23 protein-coding genes are annotated in these 24,877 nt (G+C 25.6%); 16 read left to right on the top strand and 7 right to left on the bottom strand.

What is annotated here, in order from left to right:
• Positions 1-110: 110 nt before the first annotated feature.
• Both ABDZ71_RS10165 and ABDZ71_RS10160 read left to right on the top strand, forming a co-directional pair.
• On the top strand, positions 111-692 hold the full coding sequence (locus tag ABDZ71_RS10165; RefSeq protein ID WP_343761344.1) for a ferritin family protein: 582 nt from the start codon (positions 111-113) through the stop codon (positions 690-692).
• Between the two features lie 95 nt (positions 693-787).
• Positions 788-1,300, top strand: coding sequence for a hypothetical protein (locus ABDZ71_RS10160; protein ID WP_343761342.1), 513 nt, complete (start codon positions 788-790; stop codon positions 1,298-1,300).
• A gap of 158 nt (positions 1,301-1,458) precedes the next feature.
• Here ABDZ71_RS10160 and ABDZ71_RS10155 read toward each other — a convergent pair whose 3' ends face one another.
• On the bottom strand, positions 1,459-3,285 hold the full coding sequence (locus ABDZ71_RS10155) for a YcaO-like family protein (RefSeq protein ID WP_343761340.1): 1,827 nt from the start codon (positions 3,283-3,285) through the stop codon (positions 1,459-1,461).
• Between the two features lie 543 nt (positions 3,286-3,828).
• Here ABDZ71_RS10155 and ABDZ71_RS10150 point away from each other — a divergent pair.
• The 7 genes from ABDZ71_RS10150 (at position 3,829) to ABDZ71_RS10120 (ending at position 10,764) form a co-directional block, all read left to right on the top strand.
• On the top strand, positions 3,829-5,415 hold the full coding sequence (locus ABDZ71_RS10150; protein ID WP_343761338.1) for an ABC transporter substrate-binding protein: 1,587 nt from the start codon (positions 3,829-3,831) through the stop codon (positions 5,413-5,415).
• Complete coding sequence (locus tag ABDZ71_RS10145; RefSeq protein ID WP_343761336.1) at positions 5,412-6,365, top strand: ABC transporter permease; 954 nt, start codon at positions 5,412-5,414, stop codon at positions 6,363-6,365. Before ABDZ71_RS10150 ends, ABDZ71_RS10145 begins: the two co-directional genes overlap by 4 nt.
• A gap of 62 nt (positions 6,366-6,427) precedes the next feature.
• A complete protein-coding gene (locus tag ABDZ71_RS10140; protein WP_343761511.1) occupies positions 6,428-7,180 on the top strand; it encodes an ABC transporter permease in 753 nt (250 codons plus the stop codon).
• 59 nt (positions 7,181-7,239) lie between these two features.
• Entirely contained in the window at positions 7,240-8,034 is a 795-nt protein-coding gene (locus ABDZ71_RS10135; RefSeq protein ID WP_343761334.1) for an ABC transporter ATP-binding protein, read from the top strand.
• A complete protein-coding gene (locus ABDZ71_RS10130) occupies positions 8,028-8,840 on the top strand; it encodes an ABC transporter ATP-binding protein (protein ID WP_343761332.1) in 813 nt (270 codons plus the stop codon). The genes ABDZ71_RS10135 and ABDZ71_RS10130 overlap by 7 nt, the downstream gene beginning before the upstream one ends.
• 265 nt (positions 8,841-9,105) lie before the next feature.
• Complete coding sequence (locus ABDZ71_RS10125; RefSeq protein ID WP_343761330.1) at positions 9,106-9,624, top strand: hypothetical protein; 519 nt, start codon at positions 9,106-9,108, stop codon at positions 9,622-9,624.
• Between the two features lie 237 nt (positions 9,625-9,861).
• Complete coding sequence (locus ABDZ71_RS10120; protein ID WP_343761328.1) at positions 9,862-10,764, top strand: GGDEF domain-containing protein; 903 nt, start codon at positions 9,862-9,864, stop codon at positions 10,762-10,764.
• Positions 10,765-10,870: 106 nt separating this feature from the next.
• Here the strand turns inward: ABDZ71_RS10120 and ABDZ71_RS10115 are convergent, their stop codons facing one another.
• The 5 genes from ABDZ71_RS10115 to ABDZ71_RS10095 form a co-directional block, all read right to left on the bottom strand.
• Positions 10,871-12,133: an ABC transporter permease gene (locus tag ABDZ71_RS10115; protein WP_343761326.1), complete on the bottom strand. Its 1,263-nt coding sequence runs from the start codon at positions 12,131-12,133 to the stop codon at positions 10,871-10,873.
• Between the two features lie 17 nt (positions 12,134-12,150).
• Positions 12,151-13,497 (bottom strand): ABC transporter permease, encoded by a 1,347-nt coding sequence (locus tag ABDZ71_RS10110; protein WP_343761324.1) that lies wholly within the window; start codon positions 13,495-13,497, stop codon positions 12,151-12,153.
• Positions 13,487-14,167 carry an ABC transporter ATP-binding protein gene (locus ABDZ71_RS10105; RefSeq protein ID WP_343761322.1) on the bottom strand — a complete coding sequence of 227 codons (681 nt, stop codon included), beginning with the start codon at positions 14,165-14,167 and terminating at the stop codon, positions 13,487-13,489. Before ABDZ71_RS10105 ends, ABDZ71_RS10110 begins: the two co-directional genes overlap by 11 nt.
• A 301-nt stretch (positions 14,168-14,468) precedes the next feature.
• The gene (locus ABDZ71_RS10100) at positions 14,469-15,272 is read right to left on the bottom strand and encodes a metal ABC transporter permease (RefSeq protein ID WP_343761320.1); all 804 of its coding nucleotides are present in this window, start codon (positions 15,270-15,272) and stop codon (positions 14,469-14,471) included.
• Entirely contained in the window at positions 15,272-15,931 is a 660-nt protein-coding gene (locus ABDZ71_RS10095; protein WP_343761318.1) for a metal ABC transporter ATP-binding protein, read from the bottom strand. Before ABDZ71_RS10095 ends, ABDZ71_RS10100 begins: the two co-directional genes overlap by 1 nt.
• Positions 15,932-16,124: 193 nt before the next feature.
• On the opposite strand from ABDZ71_RS10095, the gene ABDZ71_RS10090 reads away from it, so the two are divergent.
• Complete coding sequence (locus tag ABDZ71_RS10090; protein ID WP_343761316.1) at positions 16,125-17,036, top strand: metal ABC transporter solute-binding protein, Zn/Mn family; 912 nt, start codon at positions 16,125-16,127, stop codon at positions 17,034-17,036.
• Positions 17,037-17,149: 113 nt separating this feature from the next.
• Positions 17,150-19,162 carry a methyl-accepting chemotaxis protein gene (locus tag ABDZ71_RS10085; protein WP_343761314.1) on the top strand — a complete coding sequence of 671 codons (2,013 nt, stop codon included), beginning with the start codon at positions 17,150-17,152 and terminating at the stop codon, positions 19,160-19,162.
• A 62-nt stretch (positions 19,163-19,224) separates the two neighbouring features.
• Here ABDZ71_RS10085 and ABDZ71_RS10080 read toward each other — a convergent pair whose 3' ends face one another.
• Positions 19,225-19,698, bottom strand: a complete 474-nt coding sequence (locus ABDZ71_RS10080) for a hypothetical protein (RefSeq protein WP_343761312.1) — start codon at positions 19,696-19,698, stop codon at positions 19,225-19,227.
• A gap of 294 nt (positions 19,699-19,992) precedes the next feature.
• On the opposite strand from ABDZ71_RS10080, the gene ABDZ71_RS10075 reads away from it, so the two are divergent.
• The 5 genes from ABDZ71_RS10075 (at position 19,993) to ABDZ71_RS10055 (ending at position 24,874) form a co-directional block, all read left to right on the top strand.
• A complete protein-coding gene (locus tag ABDZ71_RS10075; RefSeq protein WP_343761310.1) occupies positions 19,993-20,574 on the top strand; it encodes a biotin transporter BioY in 582 nt (193 codons plus the stop codon).
• Positions 20,571-20,972 (top strand): DUF1284 domain-containing protein, encoded by a 402-nt coding sequence (locus ABDZ71_RS10070; protein ID WP_343761308.1) that lies wholly within the window; start codon positions 20,571-20,573, stop codon positions 20,970-20,972. The genes ABDZ71_RS10075 and ABDZ71_RS10070 overlap by 4 nt, the downstream gene beginning before the upstream one ends.
• Positions 20,973-21,295: 323 nt before the next feature.
• The gene (locus ABDZ71_RS10065; RefSeq protein WP_343761306.1) at positions 21,296-22,048 is read left to right on the top strand and encodes a Bax inhibitor-1/YccA family protein; all 753 of its coding nucleotides are present in this window, start codon (positions 21,296-21,298) and stop codon (positions 22,046-22,048) included.
• 280 nt (positions 22,049-22,328) lie between these two features.
• Entirely contained in the window at positions 22,329-24,410 is a 2,082-nt protein-coding gene (locus ABDZ71_RS10060; protein ID WP_343761304.1) for a methyl-accepting chemotaxis protein, read from the top strand.
• A gap of 200 nt (positions 24,411-24,610) precedes the next feature.
• Positions 24,611-24,874: a metal-sensing transcriptional repressor gene (locus tag ABDZ71_RS10055; protein ID WP_343761301.1), complete on the top strand. Its 264-nt coding sequence runs from the start codon at positions 24,611-24,613 to the stop codon at positions 24,872-24,874.
• Positions 24,875-24,877 lie beyond the last annotated feature (3 nt).

The following is a 24,877-nucleotide window of genomic DNA, read 5'->3' as shown; positions in this document are numbered from 1 at the left end:
TTCTTTTATTTTGTATTTAGATATTTAAACAAAATACTTTGGACAAGGTACTAAAAAACTAATTTAGAATATACTGAAAGAGGATTCAATAATAAAGGAGATATATTTGTATGATGAACTATGGTATCCCATATACAATGCCAATGCATAAAGCAGGATGTTGTAGTAACTATGGTATGGATTTTACAAGAGAAGCATTATGTATTTCATTAAATCTTATAAAAGAGGCAGTTAAAGATGAAAAATCAGATCAGATGTTTTATGACTATTTGATGTCTAAAGCTCCAACTAAAGAAGAAAAAGAAATAATAAAAAGTATAAAAAAAGATGAAAAAAAACATGCTAAGTGGTTTAAGGAAATATACAAATGTTATACAGGTATACAATTGAAGGAAAATGAAGATTCTGGTGATTATGAAAAACCAAAATCTTATATAAATGGAATAAAAAAAGCTATATTTGGTGAATTAAAAGCTATGGAAAAATATAGAGTAATAAGACAAGGAATACCTAGTAGATGTTATAGAGACATGATTCTTACCATTTTAACAGATGAAATGAAGCATGCTATAAAATATAATTATATATTAAATATTAATCCTTGCAAGTGTAAAAAAAGATTTGATGTAAGAGATTCAGATAGTTCAATTGATAGATTTACTGGAAATGAAATGAGAAGAATAATGTGGTAAAACAAATTTACATTAAATATATAAAAAAAGCATAGCAAAAAGTTAAATCAAACATATTATAGTAATGTAATAATTTTTTATAATGAGGTGTATTAATGAAGTGTATGAAATCTATGGATCAAATGCAATCAATGGGGGATATGAATATGAACCAATGTAAATGCATGGATCATATGAAAGAAACTAAAACTAAAGAAGATAAAGATATGAAAGATAAATATGAAATGAAGAAAATGGAATCAATGCAACAAATGGATCAAATGCAGCAAATGCAACAGATGCAACAGATGCAACAGATGCAGCAAATGCAACCAATGCAACCGATGCAACCAATGCAAGGCATGGATGGAATGCAAATGCAGCCAATGCAAGGGATGTATTGTATGCAAATGCAACCAATGCAATGTATGTGTGTAATGCCAATGCAAGCAATGCAAGGCATGGATGGAATGCAAATGCAGCCAATGCAAGGAATGTGTACAATGCAAATGCAACCAATGCAATGTATGGATGGGATGCAGATGCAACAAATGGAGCAAATGGATGGAATGAAAATGGAACCAATGTGTGATTGCAAAATGAATCGATTTGATATTGAAGAATACTAAATAATAGTATAAACATATAAAAGAGCTAAAATATTTTAGCTCTTTTTATATTGTATATAAAAAACATACTGTATATTAAGTATGCTTAGGGAGTGTTAATCAATTAATAAAAAAAATTCAGTTTAATGAAAAAATATAATTATTCCTATTAAAAACTATTAATCTAAAAGTTTTCTAAGATTTTCTTGATGTATATTACTTATAGAACTTTGATTTTTTAATATTTTATATATTTTTTCTACTTTTTTGTAAGAACAGGTATTTTTAAAGATGCACTTAGAACAATTCCAACAGGTCATGCAACCAAAATATGAAAATATATTTTCAGGTTTTCTAAATTCTTTTATTACAGATTTCATCATTGATTTTGAATAAAAAGTATTAAGAGAATTTATAGTGTCTTTAAAAGATAAATTAGCAGCTTTACAGCCAATGTAATCTCTTACACATTTATAATAGTTATATAATTTTAAATTGGGATAATTAAATTTAGATGCATTTATAAATATATCCATTTGTTCATATGAATTTTTAAAATCACCTATTTTATAGTAACAAGCTGCTAGAAATAATCCAAGGGTTGAATAATACCAAGGAGTAAAGCCGTCTATAGAAGTACTTATAAGTTTTGTTACAGGTACAAAAGGATTATAATCTTTATCCTCTTTGATATAATCAAGAGTTTCTTTGATCTTGTTATTATCTAAAGAATTTATATTTCTAATTACTTTTTTTAAGTTTATAAATTTGCTGTATTTATCTAAAGATTCAACAAAATCAAAAGGCTCTATTTCACTAAAACCAGGTACAATTATGTGGTATGCAGGGATATTTAAATATGAAGAATCTCTTATAAAAGTATCATATCCGTTTTCTTTTAGTAAATCTACTAAATATTTAAGCATTTCTTTATTGTTTAAATTTGAATTATCTATAAATCCTTTAAATTTATATGAAAATTTTTTAGTGAATATATTTGAATGATAAGTTCCACCACCAGTAGTTAATATTCCAAGGAGATTGTTGTAGCTATCTACATTTTTAGGATTATATGAATAAGGGGTGCTTCCAATCATTTTTTTTATATCTTGTCCTTGGAGTAATTCAGTTAAAGTCCTCTCTAAAGCTATTTCTACTGCAGGGTGACATCCGAATTTTAAAAAATAAGTTTTATCTTGTCTATTTATAAGTATTACGCATACTACTGGCAAAGATTTTTCTAAAGAACAATCTTTAACTAAAACTTTGTATTTGCCAGATGATTGTAAAGATTCTATCATTGAGTATATTTTAGGATATTTTTTAATATATTCTGATGGAACATTAGGTGGATTTATTTTTTCTTTTATTATTTTTATATTTACATATCTTTCAAATATTTCAGACATTCCTTGAACTAAAGCTTCTTCAGGAGAATTTCCTGCACACATACCATTTGACATATACATTTTAGATATCATTTTTATAGGTATATAGGATAGTTTATTGTTGTTTATATTTATATAAGGAAGGCTTATGAAATCGTAAGGTGTTTTTTCATAGGATATATTTTGCCATTTTTTCATTAATGTTCTTTTGTTTATAGAGTCTTTTGAGGAACTTAGCTGATATTTGGTCCAATCATCATTACTATTTAAAAATTCATCAGCTGTCATAGGCTTTTCATCAGGAGCATAATAAAAGCCTTTATATTTAAAACATTCATCACTTACGTCAATTGATAGTTTGAAAAATGATTGATTTTGTAATCTTTCCATGAGTTCACCATATGCACTAGCTAAAGCATATATAGGAGTAGTTCCTTTTCCATTTGTTCCAAGAGTGGTTTCTTTAATGGTTACTCTAACAGAATAAAAACCTTTAACAGAATTTTTCCAGTTATGTTCTATAGTATATATACCTAATTTTTGCAATATAGATTTTATTTTTTTTATAGTATTTAAAGGTAATTCATCTTTATATTTGTTTTCGCTTAGACAATTCATAATATCACCTCATTAAATTAGTTGAAAATGCCCTAAATTAATAATATTTAAATGTACCATTAAATATGATATAATATGGAAAATTTATGTAAAATTTAGTAAAAAATATTGACAATGTTATAACAAAGTAGTATATTTTAGCTAGAAGCAGTGCTTCAGAAAGGGTATATGAGAGTTGATTATATATTTAAAGCTTGATTAAAACAATATAAGTTAAATTATATTGTTATAATTAATATATATATATTAGTTTTAAGCCTTTAAGAAAAGATAATAAATTCAACTTAGTATATTTATTAAAATTTAAAATTAATCTTAAAAAGTAAAGTTAAACCTTTACTTTTTTTGTTTAATAGAAATATAAATAGGTATCAAAGTGAGAAATTTAAAAAAATATCTCAAAATGATACTGCAAAAATCTCATTTTGAAAATTATAAGTGATTTTTTTATAAAAATATGAATGATTTCTAATATATTGTATTGGAATGAAAATTGCTTCTTTATATAAGTAAATATTATTGACTACTTTAGGAGGAATACTTATGAAAAAAAAATTATTAAAGAATAAAATGATATGTAGTTTAATTATTGGGATTTTATCTTTATCTTTTATACTTGTAGGGTGTTCTAGTAAAAAGGTGGACACAAGTGAAAAAAGTAAGGATAAAACTTTAATATATGGTTCCGAGTTTGAAGATGAAAAACTAAATCCAATATTAACTACAGGATATACTACTAATTTAATATTTAGAGGTCTTATGAAATTTGATAAAAATAACAAGCCTAAATGTGATATAGCAAAATCTTATAGTAAATCTAAAGATGGATTAACCTATGAATTTAAATTGAGAAAAGATGTTAAATTTCATGATGGAAGTAATGTTAAAGCAGAAGATGTTATATTTACAGTGAATTCAATAAAAAACGAAAAGGTAAATTCAGAACTAAGACCGGAGTTTAAAGAAATAAAGAGTATAAAATCTACAGGAGATTATGAACTTAAAATAAAGCTAGATAAACCTTTTCCAGCATTATTAGATAAGATGACCCTAGGAATAATACCTAAGCATGCTCTTGAAGGTAAAGATATAAATAATGCTAAATTTAATCAAAAACCAATAGGTACAGGCCCTTATAAAGTTGAAGAATGGAAAAAAGGAAGTAGTTTAACCTTAAGTAAGTTTAAAGATTATTATGATAAAGATAAATTAGGAAATATAGATAGAATTGTAATTAAATTTATACCAGATTATAATGTTCGAGCTATGCAACTTAAAACTGGAGAAATTGATGTAGCTTATTTGGAACCTAGTCAAGTAGAAAAATTTGATAAATCAGATAATGTAAAAGTTTATAAATTAGATACAGCAGATTATAGATGTTTTATGTATAATATGAGAAAAGATATATGGAAAGATGTTAATGTTAGAAAAGCTTTTAACTATGCAGTAGATAGAAAAGCTATGGTTAAAGGGATACTTTTAGGATATGGAAAAGTAGCCTATTCTCCAATACAATTTAATGAGTTTAATAATGAAAAAGTAGAAAAATACACTTATGATTTAGAAAAAGCTAATAAGCTATTAGATGATGCAGGATTTAAAAAAGGTTCTGATGGAATAAGAAGAAAAGATGGAAAAGAATTTTCATTTACTTTAACTGCTCCTAAAACAGATGAAGTTAGAGTTAAAATAGCAAATTATCTAGCTTCACAATTTAAAAAATTAGGTGTTAATGTTAAAGTTGAAGCTTTAGATTGGAATGCTATAGAAATAGATAAGTGTGATGCTTTTGTATTAGGATGGGGAAGTCCATATGATGCAGATGATCATACATATAAATTATTTCATTCAAGTCAAATAGAGGGGGGAAATAATTTTGGTGCTTATTCAAATGCTAAAGTAGATGATCTTCTTGAAAAGGCTAGAACAACTGAAAATAAGAGTGAAAGAAAAAATTTATATAATGAATTTCAAAAGGAATTAGTTTCTGATCCTCCCTTTAATTTTAATGTTTACTTAAAAGCATTATATGGTGTTAACAAGAGAGTTACAGGTATAAAAGAAAAGATACTTGGACATCATGGAATGGGCTTTTTATGGAATGTTGAGGAGTGGAACATAAGATGATATTAAAATTTATAAGCAAAAGATTAATACAAGGAATTATAGTAATAGGTTTCTTAAGTATTATATCTTTTCTTATTATAAATGCTGCGCCGGGTGACCCGGCTGTAGCTATTTATGGAGGAAAAGCAGATAACTTAAATAAAATAGAAAGACAAAGAATTGTTGAAAACTATGGATTAGATAAACCAGTATTAGAAAGATACATAAAATGGTCAAGTCAAATGCTTAAAGGTGATATGGGAATATCTTATATAGAAGGAAGAAAGGTTAGTCATATATTGAAAGAAAGAATTCCAAACACACTTTTTTTACTAATAAGCTCCATAATATTAATAGTAATATTTTCTATTTTATTTGGAATTAAAGCAGGTTTTAATAAAGGATCCCTTTGGGATAGAATATTAAATTTTTTTAGCATATTCTTTTATTGCATACCATCTTTTTGGTTAGGGTTAATATTAATATTTATTTTTTCTGTATCTATAAGGATTTTGCCTTCATCAGGGAATATAGCAATAGATGGGGGAGGATTTATAGATAGGATTAAACACTTAATAATGCCAGTTTTATCTATAGTTATTATACATGTAGGAGCATATGCTAGGTTTATTTCTGAAAAAATTAAAGAGGAAGACAATAAATATTATGTTATGGTAGCTAGAGCAAATGGTGTTTTAGAAAATAATATAAAAAAAGGAATATTAAAAAATTCTATCATTCCTTTTATTAATTATTTAGGTATAAATATACCTTCTTTTTTTGGTGGAACAGTTATGATAGAAACTGTGTTTTCTTTTCCAGGGATAGGAATGCTTATGGCTAAATCTGCTAATTCTAGAGATTATCCTCTTTTGATGGGATGCATTTTTGTAACAGGAATACTAGTTGTTTTAACCATTATGATTATAGATATTATTGAAATTATATTAAATCCCCATCTTAGAAAGTAGGTGATACAGTGAAAAAGATACTATGTAAATTTTGGTTTATAGTTCTTTTAGTTATAATATTAATGTCTATTATAGCTCCAGTTATATGCAAATTTAATCCTTCAGAAGTTAATTTGAATGAGGTTTTATTAAAACCAAACAGTATACATATTATGGGAACAGATAATGTTGGAAGAGATATTTTTTCTAGAATTTTATATGGTGGAAGAGTATCTTTGAGTATAGCTATTTTTTCTGTTATGATCTCTACAATTATAGGAATAGTTTATGGAGGAATAAGTGGGTATTTTGGAGGAATTATTGATAGTTTTATGATGAGAATTTTAGATTCTTTTTTATCAATTCCTTCTCTTGTTGTAATGTTAGCATTTCAATCTATAGTAAGAGGGGGAGTTTTAAGTATGATTTTGATTATAGGATTTACAGGATGGCTTAAAACAGCTAGAATAGTTAGAGCCCAATTTATTAGTATAAAAAATAAAAATTATGTTAAAGTGGCAAAAGTATTAGGAACTCCTACAATTAAAATAATGATAAATCATCTTCTTAAAAATAGTATATCAGCTATATTAGTTGTAGCTATATTAAACTGTTCTGAAGCAGTTTTTATGGAGGTTTCTATGAGTTTTTTAGGAATAGGAGTAAAGGAAGGAATACCTTCATGGGGAAATATGCTTAATAATGCTCAAAGTGATATACTTGCAGGAGCTTGGTGGGTAGCTTTATTTCCAGGGCTATTTATAATAGTTTCTATGCTTAGCATAAATTTTATAGGTGATGAAATTAAAAACAAGCTTTCTAAATATACCTTATAGTTTTGTTATGCATTTTAGTTTTAAACTAAGAAATTAGGTTATAGGTTAAGGAGATATATATGAAAATATTAGATATAAATAATCTTACTATAAAATCTAAATTAGAAAATAAAAATATAATAGATAAAATAAATTTTTCATTAGAGAAAAGTAAGATAACTTGTATAGTAGGAGAAAGTGGCAGTGGGAAAACCATTACGTCAAGATCAATAATAAAAATGTTACCAAAAGATATAGAGATTTCTTCTGGTAATATTATGTTTAAAGGTGAAAATTTATTAATCCTTTCAGAGGAAAGAATAAGAAAAATAAGAGGAAAAGAGATTTTTACTATATTTCAAAATTCCATAAACTGTTTTAATCCTTCTTTAACAATGGAAAACCAAATATATAATATGATTTCTAGTCATTTTTCTGTTGATAAAGGTTGTATTAGAAAAAAGCTAATTGATATAATGGAAAAAATAAATTTAAATAATCCTGAAAGCATATTAAAACAATATCCATTTCAACTAAGTGGAGGAATGCTTCAAAGAATGATGATAGCAGTATCAATTATAATTAAGCCAGATCTTTTAATAGCAGATGAGCCAACTACTGCCTTAGATTTAAAGAGTCAAAAAGAAATTTTAAAGCAATTTAAAATCATTAATGAAAAATTTAAGACTACCATACTTATGATAACTCATGATTTTGCTGTAGTAGACGAAATAGCAGAGGATGTTATAGTTATGAAAAATGGAAAGTTAATAGAGAAAGGTAAAAAAGAAAAAATATTTAATAATCCACAGGAAGAATATACAAAAAAGCTTATGAAGGCTACTTTTAAAAGAGAGGTAATTTCTACATGTTAAAAGTTTTAGGGTTAACCAAGAATTATAAAAGTAAGTTAACCATATTTAAAAATAAAGCTAAAAGCATTAATGCAGTAAATGATATTTCTTTTAGTTTAAATAAAAATGAAATATTAGGATTAGTAGGGGAAAGCGGATGTGGTAAGAGTACTTTAGCTAGATTACTTGTTAGACTAGAAAAACCAACTAGAGGAACTATAATATATAATGGGAAAGACATTTGGGATATAAGAAAAAAAGAAATGAATATTTTTAGAAAACAGGTTCAAGTAATATTTCAAGATACTTATTGTTCTTTAAATCCTAATTTAAAAGTAATAGATTCTTTAATGGAACCTTTAAATAATCATTTTAAAGAAAAAAGTAAAGAGGATAAAATAAAAGAGATTAAAAATCTTATAAATTTTGCTAGTTTAGATGAAAGTATATTAAGTAGATATCCTTCTAAAATAAGTGGTGGAGAAAGACAAAGAATAAATATATGTAGAGCATTGCTTTTAAAACCTAGAGTACTTATATGTGATGAAATAACATCCAGTTTAGATGTATGTACTCAAGCATATATACTAGATATGATAAAAAAATTAAGAAATAAGTACAATACTTCTATATTATTTATATCTCATGATATAATGTCAGTTGATTATTTGTGTGATAGAATTATGGTTATGAAGGATGGGAAACTGGTAGAAGATATTGAAAATAAAAAAATTGGATTAAATTCCTTTACTGAGGAATATACAAGAGAATTAATTTCATCTGTTCCTAAAAGATATTTTTCTAATAAGGCAGCTTTTAATAAATAATTAGTGAGTAGGGTAATATTTATTTTAATATGATAATAGAAAATTTTAGTTAAAATGCATTAAAACTGGTATTTTACTGAGTTAAAGGGTAAAATTAATAATTTATTAACTATATTTACATAATTCTCCCAATACTTTGTTATATAATAATTTAGGTAGATAAAATGTTAAACTATATATTAATTCTTATTTATAATTTACGAGATTATTAATAGCTAGTATATAATTTTTTGGAGTTTTTTATTTAAATACGGGAGGAACTTTTATGAAGAAAAAAAATGCAATATTATTGCTAACCATAATAGTAGTTATTTTTGTTACAGGCTGTGGTGATATAAATAGTACAAAAAAGGAATCAGAAAAATTGTTGAAAAAATATATTAATGAATTATACACTATAAAGCTTCCTCACAATGTTAATAAATTAAATGTAGATGCTATAAACTCTAAGTTGAATTTAAAAAAGTTAATGACAAGTGAAGCTTATAATGAATTGTGGGAAGATCAAACTCCCATGGTATTAGTTTTAATGGCAACAGCTTTAAAATATAGTATTTCTGTAGAAGATGTATTAGTTAAAAAATTCCAACAAAATAAAGATAGTTCTGTTACTTATGCTTATAATGTAAAGTTAAATTTATATTGTTTAAAGGATAAGAAGAATCATAAAAAATCATTAAATGGTAAGGTTACATTGAAGAGAATTAATTTAAAATGGAAGGTAATAAAAAACAATGAGTGTAGCTTAGAAAATATTATAACTGATGATTTAATTTATAAATAATATAAAAGTCACATAATATAAAGTATTAATAATATAGTTATACTATGATAAGTAAACGATAACATGCGAACAAAATATTTTTAAATATTAAATAAATTTGTGCTGTAACATATAAAATGTTAAATTTTGTTTTTTTTATTAACATTCATATCTGTTTATGATAATATGTATCATAAATAATAAAAGCACATATAATCTAGTAAGTATAAATTATATGTATATAAGGAATGTGATGGTATGATTAATGCAAAAAAGCAGATAGAATTATTACAAGATTTATACGATGTTATAAGAATAGTTAATCCTATAACTAATGAAGTTATACTTCATACTGGTAGATTGAAAATTGAAAACAATGGTAAATGTTGTGGGATTTTAGGTAGAAAAAAAGTCTGTACAGATTGTATAGGTATAAAAGCCTATAGAGAAAATAATACTTTTATGAAGATAGCATTGTTTAATAAAAATAAAATTTTTATGATAGTAGCATCTCCTATAAAAATAAAAGGTGAAAGATATGTACTTGAAACTTTTAAAGAGATAACTACAGAAAACATATTAGAAAAACATAATGATGATGAGGATTTATTAGATACAATGTTTTCAAATATAGAAGAACTACTTATGAAAGATGAACTTACTAAGGCTTATAATAGAAGATATATGAGTAAGCGATTACTTTTAGATATAGCAAATTGTAAAGCACAAAGAGTAAATGCTTGTATAATGATGTTTGATGTAGATAATTTTAAACTTATTAATGATAGCTATGGTCATATAGTGGGAGATAAGGTTTTAAAAGAAATTGTTAGAATTATTTCAAGACTTATAGAAAAAGATAATGCTTGGATAGCTAGATATGGAGGAGATGAATTTATATTAGTATTAAATAATGTTTCTAAAAAGAAAGGGTTAGCTATAGCTAATAAAATTAAAACTTCTATAGAGAAACATGAATTTATTTTTAAAGGAGAAAATATAAAAGTTACAATTAGTTTAGGGGTAGGAAATATAGAAGATTTAGAATACGATTGTTTAAATGTGTCTGATGAAGAATATTGTATAGATGAAATAATAGATTATGTTGATTCTAAGTTATATAAAGCTAAAAGCTTAGGTAAGAACAATGTTTATGAATAAAGGAGAAATTAAAGATTGATTTTATAGTAAAAAACAAGAGGATAAATTTTTATAATTGAAATCCTCTTGTTTTGTTGTTATTAGAATAAATTATATGTTTATTTCATTATTCATAACTTAGTGTTTCTACAGGATCTAATTTTGCTGCTTTAGAAGAAGGTATAAGTCCTGCAATCATGGATATTATTGTTGCAAGAAGTATAGCTATTAAAATAAATGTAGGATTAAATACTAAAAAACTATCCATGGAAGCTGAACCTTTTTTAGATATCATATTTACAAGATATTTATCTAAAGATGTGTATGCAATTAGATATATTATAAATCCTAGTAATCCTCCTAGAAAGCCTAAAGAAGCTGATTGAACTAAAAATATTCCCTTTATATTTTTCTTAGAAGCCCCTAAAGCTTTCATAATTCCTATTGATTTAGTTTTTTCATATACAGCCATGGACATAGTATTTACAACTCCAATGGAAGAAACTAAAAGGACAATAACACCTCCAGCTATTAAAAGAGCATTTAATATATCCATTTGAGATTTAGATTGTTTAATTTGTTTTGCATTTGTACTAGCTTCAAATCCTTTTGATTTAACTTTTGAAGCTACTTTTTCAGTGTCGTTCATATTGTTAGTTTCTAATACTACACTAGAAAGTTTGCCAGTTAATGAAGAAGTAGAAAGTCCTTCAGCATAATTATTAAATTTTTCAGCTATATCTAAAGGAACTATAATTTTTCTAGATTCTACTTTATATGATTTGTTTATAATTCCTTTAATTTTAAGGGAAATTGATAAAGGTCTTTTATTTGGAATTTCTAAATTTAATTTGATAGTTTTATTAAGGGCATTTTTAAAGTCTTTTATTCCAAGTCTTTTAAGATAAACTTCTCCAACTAAAGCTTCATTTTGTGAGGTTGAATCTAAATCTTTACCATATAGGATTGGACTGCCATTTTTATTTTTAGATTTTACAATTTCTATATCAGAATTTAAAAATGTTTTGTTTTTTAAATCTATACCTATAATAGAAGTAGTTGAGGTAGATTTATTATTTAAATTAGTAGAAGTTATAGTAGAATTTAATCTGGAAGATAAGGAAACTACCCCTTTAATTTTTTTGAATTCAGAGATTGTATCTTTGTTTAACTGTTTTTTTCCATCTTCCTTTGGAGATACAGCTATAGTTTTTAAATTATTCATAGTATTTGCTTGGGTTTTTGCCCAATTTTTTAGCCCTTGTCCAAGAGAGGACATAATAATTATTAAAGCTACTCCAATACTTACAGAAAAACAGGTTATAAATGTACGAAATTTTCTATTTTTTAGATCATTAAATGACATTTTAATACTATCTTTTAACTTCAATATTTTCATCTCCATTTCTATTTTGAATTTAAACATTCGATTACATCTAATTTTGAAGCTTTAGATGAAGGATATAATCCAGATAAAATAGCTAAAACTATTGCAAAAATTAGAGAACCTAAGGTAAGCCAACTAGGAAGATAAAAAGCTATTTTAGTTACAGGGTCAGAGCCTGTGGATTTAGATTTTAAAAACATATTTAATGCAATTTCTATTATTTTGCTGTTTATCAAACTAAAAATTAACCCCATTACTCCACCGAACAATCCAAGCATACTAGATTCTACAATGAATAGTTCCTTTATATTTTTTCTTGAGGCTCCAATTGATCTCATTATACCTATAGATTTAATTCTCTCATAAATAGACATAATCATTGTATTTATTATTCCAAGAGCTGCAACTATTAAAACTATTACACCTAAAGATGCAAGGATAGTTTTTATTGTGGAAAATATATGGGATATTTGTTTTGCAAAATCTTCAGATGAATTATAAGAATAATCAAGTGATTTAATTTTTTTAGATATGCTCGATACATCATCAGTATTTTTTGCATAAACTGAGACTAAATCAAATCCTTTTGTTTTAAAGCTATTTTTTTCAAATTTTGAATATCCTCTGAATTTTGAAGCTATATCTAATGGTATTAATAATTTTCCAGAATAGACATCTATTTTAGAGTTTGTTACACCTATTATTCTTAAGTCTTCAGATAGAGGGGAAAGTTTCATTCCAGTATCGGATTTATTTAAAGTCATGGTAAGATTTTTACCTATAATATTTTTGTAATCTTTTATTCCCATTTGTTTTAATATTGTTTCAGAAATCATTATTACATTTTTATCAGATTTTTTTATACTTCTACCTGCAATTAAGGGCTTAAAGTTTTTATCTTTTACTTTTATAGCATCAATATCACTTTTAGTAAATATAGAATAATCTAAGTCATAGCCTAAAGCTCTTGTGAATTTTTTGTTGTTATAAGATTTATTATCTATTTTAATACTTGAAAAAGGAGAAGTTACAGAGGCAGTAACATTTTCTACATTATTTATATTTTTAAATTTTTCAATAGAATTTTTATCTATTTTTTTAAAATTTTCTTTAAAGAATTTATTATAATCTTCAACTTCTTCCATTTCTTCAAGACTTACATATTTAGTAGTACTTACATCTATTTTTTTTATATTGCTGTGTTCTTTTACTTGGTCTAATATATATTTTTCACCAGTAGTTCCAAGTCCAACCATGGTAACTACTAGCATAGTACCGATGGCTATAGCAAGAGATGTTAAAAAAGTTCTTCCTTTTCTTTTTTTAAGGTTTTTTAATCCAAGCTTTAAAATGTCCTTAAATTTCATTTGTATCATCCTCCTGAATTTTACCATCTCTAATTTTTATAACTCTTGAAACATCTTTGGTATGTTCAGTGTTGTGAGTTACCATAATAATTGTATAACCTTCTTTATTTAAATTTTTAAGTAATTCCATTATTGATTCACCAGTTTTAGAATCTAGATTACCGGTTGGTTCATCAGCAAAGATTATTTGTGGAGAATTAACTAAGGCTCTTGCAACACTTACTCTTTGTCTTTGACCACCAGACATCTCCATCGGTTTATGTTTGATTTTATCTCCAAGTCCTACCATTTCTAAAGCTTTTTTTGCTTTGGCTTTTCTTTCTTTATCACTTATTCCAGCAAATATAAGTGGCATCATTACATTTTCAAGAGCGGTTTGAGTGTTTTCTAAATTAAAGGATTGAAAGACAAATCCTATTTTTTCATTTCTATATTTAGACATAGCACTGTCTTTAAGTTCACTTATGTCATTACCATCTACTAATATTTTACCTTTAGTTGGAGTATCAAGTCCCCCTACTAAATGCATAAGTGTAGATTTACCAGAGCCAGAAGGTCCTACTATAGCTATAAATTCACCATCTTTAATTTTTGTTGAAATGCTATCTAGGGCTATGACTTGTTCATTTCCCATTGTATAAATTTTAGATACATTTTTTATTTCAATCATGTATATTCCTCCTTAGATTTTTTGAAAATTATAAATATGCAGTGTTAGTAGCTATTTATTAAGTATAATTTTAAAAGGCATTAGAAAGATAGTACATATATGTAGCCTTACATTGTATATATATAAACTTACAGTTTAGTAAGATGTATATTTAATTAAAGTTAAAAATAAAATTAATTATTTTAAATAACAAAAAACTGTTTAAATTTAATACTTTAAATTTAAACAGTTTTTATGAAATATATTTTAATTGTAGTTGTTATCTTATTTATTGTTTATAGTCTATCTAATAATATATAGACTAATATGAAAAGGCAACAGTAGCTTTTTTGAAAATCATAACAATAATTAACATGAAAACGGACATTAAAGCTGTTATTCCTCCAGGAGCACAGTTTAAATAGTAAGATAAAAACAAAGAACTTATAACATCTATCATGCTAACTAAAATAGAAATAAATAAGGTAGTTTTAAAGCTTTTTTTAAGTTGTAAGGCAGTAGCTACTGGAAGGGCAATTAGAGAACTTAATACTAAAACACCTACAATTCTTATAGATACAGATATAGTAGCTGCAACTAATATTGAAAATACATAGTTTATAAGTTTAACTTTAATTTTGCATACTCTTGCACCTTCTTCATCAAAGGTTATATATAGAAGTTCATTGTATAGAAATACTAATATAAAAAAGGAAATTAAACTAAGTATTATTACAGTAATTAAATCTTCAGTAGATACAGTTAATACACTTCCAAATAAAAAAGAATTTATATTTCCAGAAGCCATACCAGAGCTAACTAAAGTTATAGCAATTCCTACACTTAAAGATAGAACTATAGACAAAATAAGTTCTGCATACTTTTTATAATAATTTCTCAAAAATTCAATTAAAATACCTGCTACAGAAGTAAATAAAAAGGAAGTTAATACAGGGTTATGTCCTAGGGTTAATCCTAAAGCTACACCAGCTAGAGAACTATGAGCTAAGGTATCCCCTATCATGGAATATCTTCTAAGAACAAGATAAATGCCTATGCTAGGACATAAAATAGATATGAATATTGAGATTATTAGAGCATTTTGCATAAAACTATAACTAAGCATTATATCACTTCTTTCTTTAGCATATTTATATATTCATCTTTTGTATAAAGATTTCCCATACTTTCTTTTACATTAAAAATGTAGGTAGAATTAGAAAGGGCTGCTTCTATGTTATGTTCTACGGATAAAATAGTTATATTATGGTTAGTATTTAATTGTTTGATTATTTTATAAATTTGTTTCTGACTTTTTATATCTATACCTGTAGAGGGTTCATCCAGTATTAGAACATCTGGTAATCCCATAATAGCTTTAGCTATAAATATTTTTTGCCTTTGACCACCAGATAAGTTACCTATAAGAGAGTTTTTATATTTTAGCATTGATACTTCTTTAAGAGAATTATTTATACAATTAGCATCTTTTATTTTTAAAATTTTTCTATGACAATTTAATAATTCTTTAACGGTTATAGGAAATTGAGAGTTGAAATTATCAACCTTTTGAGGAACATAACCTACTTTATTTGTATTTAATTTTAAAGTACCAGAAGTAGGTTTTAAAAATCCTAAAATTAGTTTTATAAGAGTGCTTTTACCAGATCCATTAGACCCTAGTATTGACACGTAGTCTCCTTTTTTTATATTTAAATTTATATTATCTAAAATATAGGGTGCTTTACTTGTATAAGAAAATTTTAAGTTGTTTGTATGTAACATATAGTAAATTATACCTCCATATTATTAATGGTTATATTGACATATTGTACAAATATATCTATATTATACATGTAAACGCAAATTATTTGCAACAAGTCTTTTTCCACATAACTGGTTAATATACTAGAATTTTTTACTAAAGCTATGTTAAATCTATATAAAATGTAATTATAAATTAAAAGGAGGGTTACATATGAAAAAAAGTATAGCTATTTTTGCTATTATAGTTAGTTTTTTAACATTTACAGCTTGTTCTAAAGAGAAAAATGCTAATAGTTCCAATGTAGAAAAAAATTCTAAAATTCAAGTAGTAGTTTCTTTTAGTCCACTAGAAAACTTAGTTAGGTATATAGGAGGAGATAAAGTAGAAATAAAAACTCTAATACCTACAGGATCTGAGCCACATGAATTTGAACCAAAACTTAAAGACATGAAGCTTTTAAATGAATCTAAGTTATTTATTTATAATGGCCTTGGAATTGAAAATTGGGTAGATAAGACCTTAGGTAATATTAATAAGGATAGCTTAGAAGTAGTGAATTCTTCAAAAAGTATTAAGCCTATAAAAATAGCTGAAAAAGGAGATGCAAATCATGGAAAATATGATCCTCATATATGGTTAAGTTTAAAATCAGCTATTAAACAAAGTGAAAATATAAAAGAAGGATTAGTTAAAGTGGATTCTTCTAATAAAAAGTTTTATGAAGAAAATTTTAAAAAATTTAAAGAAAAAGCAGAAAAATTATATGGAACTTATAGAGAAAAACTTTCAGAGTGCAAAAACAAAAATTTTGTAACAGGTCATGCTGCATTTGGATACTTATGTAGAGATTTCAATTTGAAACAAAGTAGTGTAGAAGATGTATTTCAAGAAGGGGAGCCAACACCTAAAAAAATAAAAGGACTAGTAGATTATTGTAAGAGGTATAATATAAAAACAATATTTTATGAAGAAAATGTAAGTCCTAAAGTATCTAATACTTTAGCTAAAGAAGTTGGTGGAAAAATAAAAAAGATAGATACTATGGAAGTAAATAAAAAAGATAAAGATTATTTTGACATTATGGAATCTAATTTGGAAAAAATATATTTAAGTCTTAAATAGGGGACAGTTTTATTAAAAAATTATTAATAGTTAATATATTCCATTTATGATATAATTATATGTAAATACAGAAATATGGTTTGGGGTAAATTACATAGATGGGACGTGTTAGATTGAAAAAGACTAAGGGTAATAGAAAAAGTTTTTATTGGCAAATTATAAGATTGCTTTTAGGATGCATAATAATACCAGTTGCTGTTATATTAATATCTGGTTCTTTTAAATTAAAAGATGCTATACAGGTGGAAGTACAAGGTACTATAAAAAAGAGCGGAAAACTAGTGTTTCAAGTATTAGAAGATAGTTTTAGCGATAGTAGTAAATCTGTAGAAGTGTTATCAAAAGATTATGATGCAAAAAATGCATTAAAAGATAAAAATAGTTTAAAGGAATTATCAATTAACTTAGAAAATTTTGTAAATTCCCATAAAGAAGTTAATAATGTTTATATTGCACTTCCAAATAAAAATATGTGCGTTAAACCAGAAACTACATTACCTAAAGGATATGATCCTACTAATACTTCTTGGTATAAAAATGCTATACAAAAAAAGGGAGAAGTTATAGTTACAGAGCCCTATGTAAATGCTTCAAATAAAAATCAATATGATATAACTTATGCTAAGGCTGTTTTAGATGATAAAGGAAATGTAGTAGGGGTAATAGGTTTGGATATGAATTTGAATCAGTTAAGCGATAGGATATCTAACATTTCAATAGGTAGAAAAGGATATTCTTTAATAATAGATAATAAGGGAAGAATAATTGCACATAAAGATAAGAAAAAAATAGGAAATGTAATTAAAGAAAATACAAATGCAGAAGAAATTTTTCATAATAACAAGAACGTATTTATGGGAGAGGTGAATGGAGAAAAATTTTTAATATCAAAAATTAAGGATAGTAAAACAGGGTATACTATGATTAGTTTAATGCCTTCTAAAGAGTTAACAGAGAAAATTATAGATTCTCTTAAGCTTACTATAGTATTAACTATACTTATTCTAGCAGTAATAGCTATTCAAGCTAATTTATTTGTAAAAAGAAAAATCTCTTTTCCTTTAAATAATATAAGAAAATCATTAAAACAATATTCAAAAGGTAATTTGACAGAAAAGATAGAAAAAAAGGATTGTTTTTCTAAAGAATTCAGCGATATTATAGATGATGTGAATGCAACGGCAAGTGTTATTACTAATATGCTAAATGATATTTTATATGTATCTACTCATTTAAAAGAGAATTCTGATACATTAGTATCTATTACAGAAGAGTCTAGTGCTGTAGGTGATGAAGTTGCAAAATCAGTACAGCAAATAGCAGAAGGAGCATCTAGTCAATCTGAAAAAGTTGTTGAATGTTCTAATATTGCAGAAAACTTAGCTGTTAAGATAGATAATTCTATGAAAAATTCTAATAATATGTTAAGTTCTTTAAGAGAAGTTAATGATATAAGTAATAATGGATCAAATACTATACAAACTTTAACAGAGGCTTTTAGTGAAAATTATGAAGCAAACTTAAATGTGTCTGATGAAGTTAGAAGTTTATTAGATCATTCTAATAAAATACAACAAGTAACAGAAGTTATGAAAGGAATAACAGAACAAACTAATCTTTTAGCTTTAAATGCTTCTATTGAAGCTGCAAGAGCTGGAGATGTAGGTAAAGGATTTTTAGTTGTAGCTAAAGAAATTGGTAATTTAGCAGAAGAATCAGCAGAATCAGCATCTCAAATTGAAGATATAGTAAAAGAAATAAAAAATAGAATATCAAGTGTTTCAGATAAAACTAAGTATTCTATAGAATTAAATGATAAAACAGCAAATAGTATTGCAGAAACTGAAACTAGCTTTTATAAAATAAAATCATCCATAGAGTTTTTACAAAAAAATGTTGATGAATTAAGTTTATCATTAAAAGAAACTATAAAAGATAAAGAAAAAGTTACATTAGATTTAGATCAAGTTTCTACTGTATCAGAAGAAGCAGCTGCAACATCTGAAGAAGTTAGTGCATCTTCTGAAGAGCAAGCATCTGGTCTTCAAGAAATAGTAAATGCTTCAGAGGAGTTAAATAAATTAGCAGAAAAATTAAAAGAATCAGTTTCAAAATTTGAAATATAATAAGATTTACTTAAAAAAAGCTTATAACTATTTAATAGTTATAAGCTTTTTTATATATAATTTTACAATTGTATGTTGCTACTGTCATCTATATCCATACTAAATTCTTCTATGGAAGCTTCTTTTCTTGCAAGTAGCTTATCTCGTTTTGAAAATAAAAATTTCTTTATTATAAATATTAAAGCTAAAGAAAGTACACCAAGTAATACTTCAGAACTACTGGTTCCATAAATAAGCATTTTTCTAGCTATAGCATAAAGCATTACTTCTACAATACTATTAGGGGTATGTTTTACAAGCATTAAAGCAAGTTCTAAACCTACAACTAATAACAATAAATAGGACAATAATTTTTGGAACATATCATAAGATGAGATTGGATCTAATGAGTAAATTTTAATTAAAAAACTTATTAAATCTTTTCCACTTATTATAACAGATATTATTATAAAAAAAGCTAATATGGTTTCAAGCCACATAACAGATGAAATTAAATGGGATTTTACCTTTTTTAAACCAAAACTTTCTTTTTTCATTATAGAAAGGTTCACATCCTTACAATTATTTCAATTTATTTTATGAAAAATATAATAATAAAATAAATCAATGAAAACGTTATGTATAAATTATAATATAATATTATATTATTTAGCAATAGGTTATTTATAACTTAATATAATAATTTTTATTATTATATAACAAGGTTATATAGAATAATTATTAAATTTTACTTGATTTTTTTAAAATAAAATACTACAATCTTATTATATGATTGTAAACTATATAAATATAACAAGTTTACAATAAGCGATTTTATAGAGGTGAGTATAATGAAAATTTCTGCAAGCGAGATGAGTTTTATAGGATTATTTGTAGCATTAACAGCAGTAGGAGCTTTTATCCCAGGAATACCAATAGGACCAGTACCTATAACTCTCCAAACTTTATTTACAGCATTAGCTGGAGTAATATTAGGAGCAAGACTTGGAGCATGGTCTCAACTTATATATGTTCTTTTAGGTCTTATAGGATTACCGATTTTTTCAGGTTTTACAGGTGGACTTTCAAAAGTTATGAGTCCAAGCTTTGGATATTTGATTGGATTTATAGTTAGTGCATATATTACAGGTAAACTTTGTACAAGAACTAATAATATTAAATTCTTTAATTTATTTATATATATTTTTATAGGATATATATTTATATATATTATAGGTATTCCTTATATGTATATTATATTAACTAAAGTTATGGGAACTAGTATTACTTTTTATGGGGCTTTTAAAATGGGCTGTTTAGTATTTTTGCCAGGAGATATAATAAAAGCTATAGTTACAGCATTATTAGGAGTTAAAATTTTACCATTAATTAAAGATAAAATTAATACTCAAAAAGAAGGTCTTAAAGTATGAAAGAAATAAATTTAAGAGCTCATCATATTTTATGCACCCAAGGGTTTCAAGGCTACGGCTATAATGAACAATTTACAAACAATCTTATGAATTTTATAAATTCAGCAAAAGTAGAATCTAAAATTAAAATTAATTTATCTTGTAAATGTGATGATATATGTGAGAAATGTCCTAATAATAAAAAAGGGGTATGTATACATGAAGATGTAATACATATGGATGAATTAATATTAAAAGAATTAAATTTAAAAAGAATTATAGAAAGTAATTTTGAAGATTTAATAAAAATAGCTAATAGTAAATTAAAAAACCATAAAAAGTGTAATGAGATATGTGGAAGATGCTCTTGGAAAAATGTATGCTTATGGTTTAAAGAAGCAGATAAAATTTATATATAGATTATTTTAATATAGGGCTAATTTATAAAATAGTTATAATTTTAAAAGGTTATTGGAGAAAGATAAATTTTATTTGTTTTTTCAATAACCTTTTAATAATAAGTAATCAAGTTATATATTTATAAGGTATAAAGTATTTCATAAAATACAAGATAATATAATGTGTTACATTACCTTTATAGCTTAATTCCAATAATATTAATATAACCTAAATATATGTTAATAGTATTGATATTATAGTATAAGGTATGTAATATATAAAATATAAGATTAATATTACATTAATTTTATATTAGGAATATAAAACATTATGGAGGTATTTTATGAATAGTAAAGCAAATCCTTTTTTAGAGAAGGGCATAAAGAAAAGTAGAACTTTAAGTGGAGATAGAGCTATGACTGCTAAAGGTGCCTATACTAAAACCTTTATATTGTTATTATTACTTACAGCTTCTTTTGTGTTTTCTTTTAATAGAATGGATAGTATTTCAAGAACACTAGGAGATGGAAATACTGGTTTTGGAACTATATTAGTTATAAGCCTTGTAGGGGCCTTTATATTATCAGTAGTTACTAGCTTTGTTCCTAAAGTGTCACCAATAACAGCTCCAATATATGCAATAACAGAAGGAGTACTTTTAGGGGCTATCTCTAGATTTATAGAGTTTAGCTATAAAGGTATTGTTTTGCCAGCAGTGCTTTTAACAATAGCTATAGCAATAGCAGCTTTGTTGATTTATAGAACAATGGGAGCTTTAAGTGGAAGATTTGTAAAAGGAGTTTTAATAGCTACTGTAGGAATTTTAATTGTAAATCTATTTTCTTTTCTATCATCTTTAGCTTTTGGTATAAGAATTCCTTTATATGAAGGGGGAGTTATAGGGATAGGATTTAGTTTATTTGTTATAGTTATTGCAGCATTAAATTTGATGTTAGATTTAGATGTTATAAATAAATTAGATTATTATGGATCACCTAAATATATGGAATGGTATTCAGCCTTTGGTATACTTGTAACTTTAGTATGGTTATATCTAGAAATACTTAGATTAATCCAAAAAATAAAAGACAATTAAAAATAATCAATAGGAAACCGATGTAGTTTTACATCGGTTTTATTTTTTTATAAATTTTATTATGGATTGTATATAAAAGATTGTTTTATATGAAGATAATTAATGGTATATATTAATATAACATAAATATATTGTAATAATATAGAAAAATATATTTTTTATGGTCTAAAATGGTAAATTATAAGAAAGAGATATCGAATATAAAAGTAAAAGGAGAAGTATATATATTAAAACAATAGCTATGTTTTCACATAATAATTTATGACAGGAGAGTGTGACAATGGGAAAAAATAAAAAGAATGTAAGCATACGAAAAAAACTGTTGGTTTACTTTGGATTAGTCATTCTTTGTATTAGTATTGGTCTTGGTTTAATTTCTTATTTTATATCTTCTAGAATATTAGTTAGGAATATTGATTCTACATTACCAGAAGCTGCTAAACAAGCTTCTAAAATAGTAGAAAGTAGACTACAAGGTGAATTTAAAGCATTAGAGCAAATAGCAGATATGAAAGAAGTAAAGGATTCAAAAGTAAAATGGAAAGATAAAGAAAAGATATTAAAAGGGAAAATAAAACAAATAGGGGCAATGAGTATTGCTATAGCAGATAAAAATGGTAATGCTATGTCAACGGAAAATAAAAAATATAATATAAGCGATAGGGAATACTTTAAAAAATCTATTAGAGGTGGATTTGGAGCTTCAGACCCTATAGTGAGTAAGGCAAATAATAGTGTAGTAATCGTTCTCTCAGTTCCAATAAAAGTTAATAATCAAATAGTAGGAGTACTGTCAGCAGCAGGAGATGGAAATGGATTAAGTGATATTACTAAAGATATAAAGTATGGGAAAGATAGTTTGACTTTTATGATAAATAAAAAAGGAGAAACTATAGCGGATAAAGATGAAAATTTAGTTTTAAGTAAAGAAAACTTACTAAAAAAATCTAAGGAAGATAAATCACTAGAAAGCTTAGGTGTTATATATGATAGAATGATAAAAGGAGAAACTGGTGTAGGAGAATATGATTATGATGGAAAAGAAAAATATTTAGGATTTACTTCAGTAAAACTTACAGGATGGTCTTTAGGAATTACAGCACCTAAAAACGTTTTAATGAGTGGTGTTAAAAAGATAATGCTTTATATAGGAGTATGTTCAATAATTTTTCTAGTATTAGGAGTTGTTATAGCAGATTTTATTGGTAGATCTATAAGTAATCCTATAGTTCATTCAGTAAAACATTTAAAACTTATAGCTTCAGGCGATTATACTAAAGAAGTAAATGAAAAATATTTAAATTATAATGATGAAGTTGGTGAATTAGCTAGAGCAGTTCAGTCTATGCAAAAGGATGTAAAAGATACTATACTGTCTATAAAGGAAAGTACTAAAAAAGTTAATTTGCATTCAGAAAATTTAAGTGCTATTTCTGAAGAGATGGCTTCCTCTTCAGAGAATATAAGCAAAACCATTCAAGATGTTGCTAAAGGTACAGGAACTCAAGCAGAAGACTTAACTAAAATAACTTCAGTATTAAATAAATTTGAAAAATCATTAAACGAGATGCTAATTTCTATAGAAGATATAAATGATACTTCAAACAACATTCAGGATACAGCTAATGAAAGCAATGAAAAAATGGAAAATTTAGTATCTTCAATATCAAAAGTAAGGACTAACTTTGATGAGTTTATAAAGAAACTTAATAAATTAGGTGAAAATATAGGACAGATAAATAGTATAACAGATCTTATAAATAGTATTGCACAGCAGACCAATCTTTTAGCATTAAATGCTGCAATTGAAGCTGCTAGAGTTGGAGAAGCTGGAAAAGGATTTGCAGTAGTTGCAGAGGAGATAAGGAAACTTGCAGAACAAAGCAAAAATTCTTCAGAAGACATAAGTAATCTTATAGATAATATATCAAAAGAAAATAAAGGAATAATAACATCAAGTAAAGATGTTAATTATGAATTAGAAGAGTCTGGTAAGACTATAGAAGAAGGCGTTAATTCTTTCAAGAATATAATAGATGCGGTACAAGATGTTATACCTAAAATACAATATGTTAATTCATCAGCAGCCCTTATAGACAAAGAAAAAAATTCAATAATAGAAACAATAGAAGGAACAAGTGGCATTGCAGAAGAAATCTCAGCTTCATCAGAAGAGATTGCTGCATCTTCAGAAGAAATGACCTCATCTACAGAAGAAGTTTCAAATGCTGCTATGGAATTAAGTTATATGACAAAGGATGTAAAGGAAGAACTAGATAAGTTTAAATTAGAAGAAATGGAAAATGATAAAAGTAGTTATATGGAAACAAAAGAGAAAGAAATAATAGAAAAAGATAGTTAGAAATATTAAAATGAATAGCATGTGAAACATGACAAGTTTATTTTGTAAAATATGTTGGAGAATCAATAAATTTTATTGGTTCTCTATATTTTTGTTTAGATTTTACTGTATTAATATAAGTTCAAATGGTATTATAATAATATATTGCTCTTTAATAGCATTGCCTTAGTTAATAATATATGGAAAGGAAGAGCTAGTAAATGAATGAGGAAAAGAAAAAAGCTATACAAATTTTAAAAACCTGTAGGGGTCAAGTAGAAGGTATAACTAAGATGATAGAAGATGGAAGATATTGTGTAGATGTTTCTAATCAAATAGTTGCAGCTCAGGCACTTTTAAAAAAAGCTAATATGCTTGTACTAAAGCAGCATCTAAATCATTGTGTTAAAAACGCCTTTTTACATGATTCTGGAGAAGAAAAAGTAGATGAAATAATGCAGGTTTTAAAAAAAATAGTAGATTAATAT

Origin of the sequence: Clostridium oceanicum (assembly GCF_039521385.1) — a bacterium.
Lineage (GTDB): Bacteria > Bacillota > Clostridia > Clostridiales > Clostridiaceae > Clostridium_F > Clostridium_F oceanicum.
Note: the sequence above shows the minus strand (reverse complement) of the source record. Positions and strands in the feature narration are given on the sequence as shown.